This window comes from Dehalococcoides sp., assembly GCF_041654235.1.
In the GTDB taxonomy this organism is placed as follows: domain Bacteria; phylum Chloroflexota; class Dehalococcoidia; order Dehalococcoidales; family Dehalococcoidaceae; genus Dehalococcoides; species Dehalococcoides mccartyi_B.
The window spans coordinates 1-6,350 of sequence record NZ_JBAZDW010000069.1; the positions used below are offsets into that span (position 1 = coordinate 1).

The 6,350-nt window shown below is 46.1% G+C and carries 9 protein-coding genes and 1 pseudogene; all 10 read left to right on the forward strand.

Going from position 1 to position 6,350, the window contains the following annotated elements:
- The first annotated feature begins 5 nt into the window (after positions 1 to 5).
- Complete coding sequence (locus WC259_RS07200; protein ID WP_372643938.1) at positions 6 to 326, forward strand: phage head closure protein; 321 nt, start codon at positions 6 to 8, stop codon at positions 324 to 326.
- A gap of 2 nt (positions 327 to 328) precedes the next feature.
- Complete coding sequence (locus tag WC259_RS07205; RefSeq protein WP_372643915.1) at positions 329 to 760, forward strand: HK97-gp10 family putative phage morphogenesis protein; 432 nt, start codon at positions 329 to 331, stop codon at positions 758 to 760.
- Positions 757 to 1,137: a DUF3168 domain-containing protein gene (locus WC259_RS07210; RefSeq protein ID WP_372643918.1), complete on the forward strand. Its 381-nt coding sequence runs from the start codon at positions 757 to 759 to the stop codon at positions 1,135 to 1,137. Before WC259_RS07205 ends, WC259_RS07210 begins: the two co-directional genes overlap by 4 nt.
- A gap of 4 nt (positions 1,138 to 1,141) precedes the next feature.
- The gene (locus tag WC259_RS07215) at positions 1,142 to 1,852 is read left to right on the forward strand and encodes a phage tail tube protein (protein WP_372643921.1); all 711 of its coding nucleotides are present in this window, start codon (positions 1,142 to 1,144) and stop codon (positions 1,850 to 1,852) included.
- Positions 1,853 to 1,862: 10 nt separating this feature from the next.
- On the forward strand, positions 1,863 to 2,183 hold the full coding sequence (locus WC259_RS07220; protein WP_372643924.1) for a hypothetical protein: 321 nt from the start codon (positions 1,863 to 1,865) through the stop codon (positions 2,181 to 2,183).
- A 307-nt stretch (positions 2,184 to 2,490) separates the two neighbouring features.
- Positions 2,491 to 3,855, forward strand: a complete 1,365-nt coding sequence (locus WC259_RS07225) for a phage tail tape measure protein (protein WP_372643927.1) — start codon at positions 2,491 to 2,493, stop codon at positions 3,853 to 3,855.
- Positions 3,855 to 4,601: a distal tail protein Dit gene (locus WC259_RS07230; protein ID WP_372643930.1), complete on the forward strand. Its 747-nt coding sequence runs from the start codon at positions 3,855 to 3,857 to the stop codon at positions 4,599 to 4,601. The genes WC259_RS07225 and WC259_RS07230 overlap by 1 nt, the downstream gene beginning before the upstream one ends.
- 13 nt (positions 4,602 to 4,614) lie before the next feature.
- The gene (locus WC259_RS07235) at positions 4,615 to 5,019 is read left to right on the forward strand and encodes a hypothetical protein (protein WP_372643934.1); all 405 of its coding nucleotides are present in this window, start codon (positions 4,615 to 4,617) and stop codon (positions 5,017 to 5,019) included.
- A gap of 10 nt (positions 5,020 to 5,029) precedes the next feature.
- Positions 5,030 to 5,485, forward strand: coding sequence for a hypothetical protein (locus WC259_RS07240; RefSeq protein WP_372643936.1), 456 nt, complete (start codon positions 5,030 to 5,032; stop codon positions 5,483 to 5,485).
- A gap of 1 nt (position 5,486) precedes the next feature.
- Positions 5,487 to 6,350, forward strand: a pseudogene (locus WC259_RS07245) (hypothetical protein); the annotation flags it as partial.

Genomic DNA, 6,350 nt, shown 5'->3' on the forward strand with positions numbered 1-6,350 from the left:
TTTAAATGAATATTGGGCAACTCAGACAGCGAATAATCATTGAAACTCCCACAACTAGCCAAGACACGGCCGGCGGAGTCACCCAAACATGGAGTACTTTCCTTACTGTTTGGGCATCTGTTGAGCCTCTCAGTGGCCACAAGCTTTTTCAGGCTAAACAAGCAAACGCTGATGTCACCGGTATTATTAAAATCCGATATCAATCTGGCATTGAGCCAAATATGCGGATTAAGTACGGCAGCCGGATACTCAGTATTGTTTCTATTATCAATACTGGGGAACGGAATATAGAGCTTCAGATTATGTACAAAGAGGCTCTGGATTAAATATGAACATTAAACTTGAGGGCAAAGGCGAGTTACAACAGACCATCCTGCAACTGGCTAAATCAGTACAAGCCGACAAAGTAGAACCTATCCTGATGGATGCTGCCAAGATGGTCAAGAATGAAATCAAAACCCGGGTACCAGTTAAGACAGGGGCACTCAAAAAGGCTGTAACTGCTAAAAAGATGAAACGGCGTGATTTGTATAAGCCTGCCCCTGCTATTGCTGCTATAGACCGAAAGAAAGCCCCTCACGCCCATCTGGTTGAATATGGCAGCCCAGGACGTTATGCCAAGAGGGGTAAAAACAAAGGGCGTTACTTCGGAGCAATGCCAGCACGCCCTTTCCTGCGTCCTGCATGGGATGCCTCACGTGACCGCGCCCTTAACCAAATAAAAGACGGGCTGGAAAAGCAGATTGCGAGTGCTAAATGAGCTTTGAATCATCTTTTTACACATGGCTTAAAACTAAAGTGCCGCTAGTGAGCAATCGTGTATATGCCGTAATAGCCCCGCAGGATGTCAGTTCGCCGTATATCGTATATACCCTTATCTCTGCCCCTCGTGATTACACTCATGATGGCCCCTCCGGCATAGTTGAGGCTCGGTACCAATTAAATATATGCACAGATACTTATGCTGAGGCTAAAGCAATTGCTGACCAACTCAGGTCAGCCTTAAGTGGTTTCAGCGGATTACTTGAATCGGTTACTGTGTTCTCAGCTATGCTTGACACCGAGCTAGATAGCCATGAGGACAATGCTGACCTGTACGTAATATTTTGCGATTACATTATTTCATATAAGGAGTAAATAAATGACTAACGGGAAGAAAGCCTTTGGGACAATGATTGCCCGAAACGGCAATACTATTGCTGAATTAACCACTATCAACGGCCCTGCAATGACTGCCGATACTATTGAGATGACTAATCACCAGTCATCCGATGATTTCAGGGAGTTCATACAGGGGTTGAAAGATGCCGGCGAAATCGCGCTGGAAGGGAACTTTATTACGGGAGACAGTGACGGGCAAATCGGACTGAACACCGACTTTCTGAACGGCGTAGTTCAGAGCTTTGTAATTACTTTCCCTGGCAATATTGCAACATGGACATTCTCCGGTATTGTAACTCGGATTGAAACTCAGGCTCCGTTTGATGGCAAACTTACTTTTATGGCAACCATCAAAGTAACCGGCAAGCCCACTCTGGGCATCAGTTTATCTACAGGTTTGACTACGCCCTTCTTTGCCATTTCTGAGAGCGCTGTTATCACTCCCGACCCTGCCAATGATGATTACACCTACGTTGCCACTGTGCTGACTGGTGTTTCATCTGTTACTGTTACCCCCACCGCTTCCGCTGGAGTTATTACAGTAAATGGTAATGTGGTTGCGACCGGGGAAGCTTCCAGTGCTATTACCCTGGGTGCAGCTGGTAGTGTAACTGTCATCACCATCGTAGTAACTGAAACCAATAAAGCCCCCAAGACCTATACCATCTATCTGAGCCGGGCTGCCAGTTAAGGAGTGAAATATGCCTGATATCGTAAAAAATATTCCCATTACTCTTGATAAAGTTCGCAACCTCCGGCTTGACCTCAATGCGATGGTCGCGTTTGAAGAAGCCACAGGAAAGAGTGTGTTTAAAATCGGAGCTGATATGTCGGCTCGTGATATACGCGCTCTACTTTGGGCTTGCTTGCGGCATGAAGATAAAGGTTTAACGCTTGAGGCTGTTGGGCAGATGGTAACCTCTCAAAATATCCCTGAGTTAAATGCCCGGCTGGTAGAAGCCTTTAATGCTGCAATGCCGGAGGCTGAAGGCGAAACTCAGGGGGAAGCCCAAAGCCGCTAAACTGGCTGGAACTATGGGCGACCGCAAGGTATGACCTGAAACTCACAGATAACCAGTTTTGGCGGCTTACCTTTAGGGAATATGTAGCCCTGCTTAAACGGATAGAAATTAACCATGAATGGGAAAACTACCGGGCAGGGCTTATCTGTTCTGTGATAGCCAACGTAAACCGAGACGCACGTAAACATCCGAAGTCTTATATGCCAGATGATTTTATGCCCAAGAAAAAAACCACAATGACCGCTGACCAAATGCTTAGCAACATTAAGGCATTGAATATTGCGTATGGCGGTAAAGAGGTATAACCATGGCCGGTGAAATAGGAAAATTATTTGTAACCCTGAGTGCTAATACTACGGATTTTGCCGACAAGATGGTCGGAGCCGATAAGTCACTTGGCAAACTCCAGCGCTCTATTGACGCCACTGGCCAGAACTTCCAGAAGCTTGGTCTGAAAATGGCAGCGGTTGGGGGAGCCATGATAGGCTCCCTCGGCCTGCTGGTCAACAAGTATGCTGAGGCTGGTGACGAAATAGCCAAGATGGCCAAGCGTACAGGATTCGGAGCGGAATCGCTATCAGAACTTAAGTATGCGGCTGAAATGAGTGGTGCCAGCTTGACTGATTTGGAAGGCGCTACAAAGAAAATGAGTAAATCAATTGTAGATGCTTCTGAAGGTTCAGCGTCTATGATTGAAAACTTTGAATATCTCAACCTCAGTGTAGAAGCCTTAAGGGAGTTGACACCTGAAGAACAATTCTGGGCTATTGCCAATGCGATGTCCGAACTTGAAGACCAGACACTGCAGGCTAGTATCGCCCAAGATATATTCGGTGGATCTGGCACTAATCTGTTACCGCTTCTGGCCGAAAGTAAAGATAATATTGCCGCACTTCGCCAAGAAGCCCATGACCTAAATATGGTTTACAGCGAAGAATCAGCGACTGCAGCTGAGCAATTTCAAGACAGCAAAGAACGTCTTGTATCTGCCTTACAAGGAATTGGTGTGACTATTGCCGAGACAGTCATGCCAAAGATTACAGAACTTATTAATAGTCTGACCGAAAAACTTAAACCGGCTATGGCATGGCTTTCAGAACATCCTGAAGTAGTAGACGCCTTTACAAAATTTGGGGCAGTGTTTTTGGCAGGTGGTGCTCTTATGTTGGGCATTTCACAAGCGCTCAAAGCCTTTAGGCTAATAAAGATGGCTATCATGGGAGTTAATGCTGCCCTGGTCTTTATGCATAGCCTAACTGGTGTTGGTATCGCTAAGGCATTAGCAGGATTAGCTATCGGTGCCGGGGCAATAATCGGCATGAATAGCGTAATTGATAACGCTCTGGGTTCAGAATCAGATACTGAATCAGTTCAGACTCAAGTCTATTCAGCCGCCACTGGTACCACAACAATAAGCGCATCTCAAATACCAGCCTTTGCACTTGGTGGTACTGTACCCGGCCCAATAGGTGCGCCCACATTGGCATTAGTACATGGTGGAGAAGAAGTTATCCCAGTTGGACAGTCTAAGTCTCAGACCGGACAGACAGTAAATATCAGTATTAATAATCCAGTTATCAAGGAAGAAGCTGATATTGACCGCTTGACTCAACAGATATCCGAGAAAATGCAACGGGTTTACCAGCGTAATCTCAGACTGGCAGGTGCTTAATGGCGAATAGCTTAACTTTCAACAGCACAGACCTGAGCACTTACGGAGTGACGATTACCAGAATTAAGGATAATCAGACATCATTCAAACGTGATATCACCCAATTAGATACAAGAGCCCATGCTTCTAATGGTAAGCGTGAGTCTCTTAAAATAGACGCTGAATTTATTCTAGTCGGTACCAGTCTGGCAGATGTGCAGGACAAGTTAGCCAGTATCAAACGTATACTAACCGCTGTAGAAACTGGCGAGCTTGTTTTTGATTATCGTTCTGGAGTGTATTTTAACGCTGCCTTAGATGAGATTGACGGCGAAAACCTAACGCAAAAGTGTATCTCCGGCACGATATCCTTTCTGTGTGCCGACCCCTACGGCTATTCCACTACTGAGACTGACCAAACTGACAATATAACCACTGACCCGACCGCAGTCACTGTAACTGTCGGCGGTTCGGCGCTGGCCCTGCCTGTATTTACCCTGACTGCTGGGGAGTCTCTATCCGGGCCTATATCTGTTAAAAACAACGATACCGGCGAAGAGTTGGTCTGGGATAGCAGTATGGTAAGCAGTGACGAGTTGGAAATAGACACCGAGCATTGGGTAGTTAAAAAGAACGGCACTGCATCCATGACAGATGTATCAGGGCAATTTCCCAGACTCTTACCCGGACAAGCTAATCATATTGTAGTAACTGGGTTTGGCACTACCGGAACTTTACAGACTGTATTCCGCAGCAGATTTATTTAATAAGGAGTTATATATGGCTAACGCACTGTACGCAAAAGCAAAACAAGCGTTTCTGTCCAAACAAATTGACCTACTTAATGACACTATCAAGGCAACACTGGTTGATTCAGCTGATTATACCCTTGATCTTGCTAACCACGATTTCATTGATGATGTACCTGCTGGGGCGAGAGTAGCCACTGTCACCCTATCCGGTAAATCCGTAACCGGGGGTGTATTTGACGCTTCAGACCCGACCTTCAGTTCTGTCACTGGTGACCAATGTGAATACATCATTATATGGCAAGACACAGGTACAGAAAGCACCTCACACCTAATTGCCGTTATAGATACCGCTACCGGATTGCCAATCACTCCCAACGGCGCGGATATAAACTTGGTTTGGGACAACGGGGCAAGCAAGATATTCGCTCTGTAAGGGGGGCTTAATGTACGCCATAATTGACAGCACCCAAATGAATAAAAAAGGGCAGGAGTTTGTCCGGGTAGACTTCTACTTTGAAAAAGGCGAACCCCTATATGACGGATATCATGTACGTATGCCAGCCCGTGAACTGACCGAAAAGGAGCTATCCAGTCTTACCGGTAAGGATGGGGCAATCTCAAAGGCTAATTATGAGGCTTTTGTAGAAAAGAACATCGGCTGGGAGATGAAGGATACCCCGTTTAATTGTCACATGTTCGCTAAGCCTGCCACACTTGAAGACCTTGATGATGCAGTACAAGCACGTATCAAGCTTCTAAAGACCAATTGTGCCGAGAATGCAAAGACAGGGAGGGAGTTTAAACCATCACGGCAACTCTGCCAACTTACTGTCTGCTCTGCCAAATACTCCACGGGGTTAAAGGAGATACTGCCCGGCACAGAACTAATGGAGGCCTGATATGAGTGCGATAGATATTGGTTCTGCTGCGATTGATAGGGCCTTGACATTTGGAGATAGTTCTACCCGTATATTAGCTGACAACCCCGCAAACGACACTGGTATTTTAGATACAGTTGAGGTTTGGTTCAATACCAACGCCTCAGGTGTAAAAGTGGGTACGTTTTCAGGGTCAGGCACAGATTATGATGATAGGGATTACGAAACAATTGGCTCTGTAACTGCTGGCTCAAAGCAGACGTTTACTGGATTATCTATCAGCGTAGCAACTGGAGATTTTATTGGGTGGTATTGCTCGGCTGGATATCTAGAACGCAGTGCTACTGGGAGTGGTCAATATTCTAAAATCGGTGATTATTTCGGGAGTGGAAGCAACACCTACACCTTGACAGCCAATATAAACGGAAGCCTCTATGCCACTGGTGCAACCTCTGCCGCTACCATCTCACCCTCAGCCATAGCATCCACTCTTGCTTTCGGTACTGCCAAGATAAATCAGAATATTCTACCTTCTGGCATACCTTCATCTTTAGCCTTCGGAACGGCTAAACTCAACCAGAATATACTACCCGGTGGTATTGCCAGTACATCAGGAGTTGGTGAGCCGTCATTATCGTTTGGTGGGTTTACAATTGCCCCCAGTGGTATTGCGCCAACTACGGCATTTGGTACGCCGAAAATTAATCAGAATATACTGCCAAGCGGTATTGCCAGCACATCAGGGGTTGGCTCACCAACGATTACTGCCATTATACACGGGGTCATTCAGCCGAGCGGAATAGCCCCCACTACGGTGTTTGGCACGCCTATTATCTCAGTTGAAGGACTACATATACCACCCCAAAGCAGATATGTAGTTGAACTG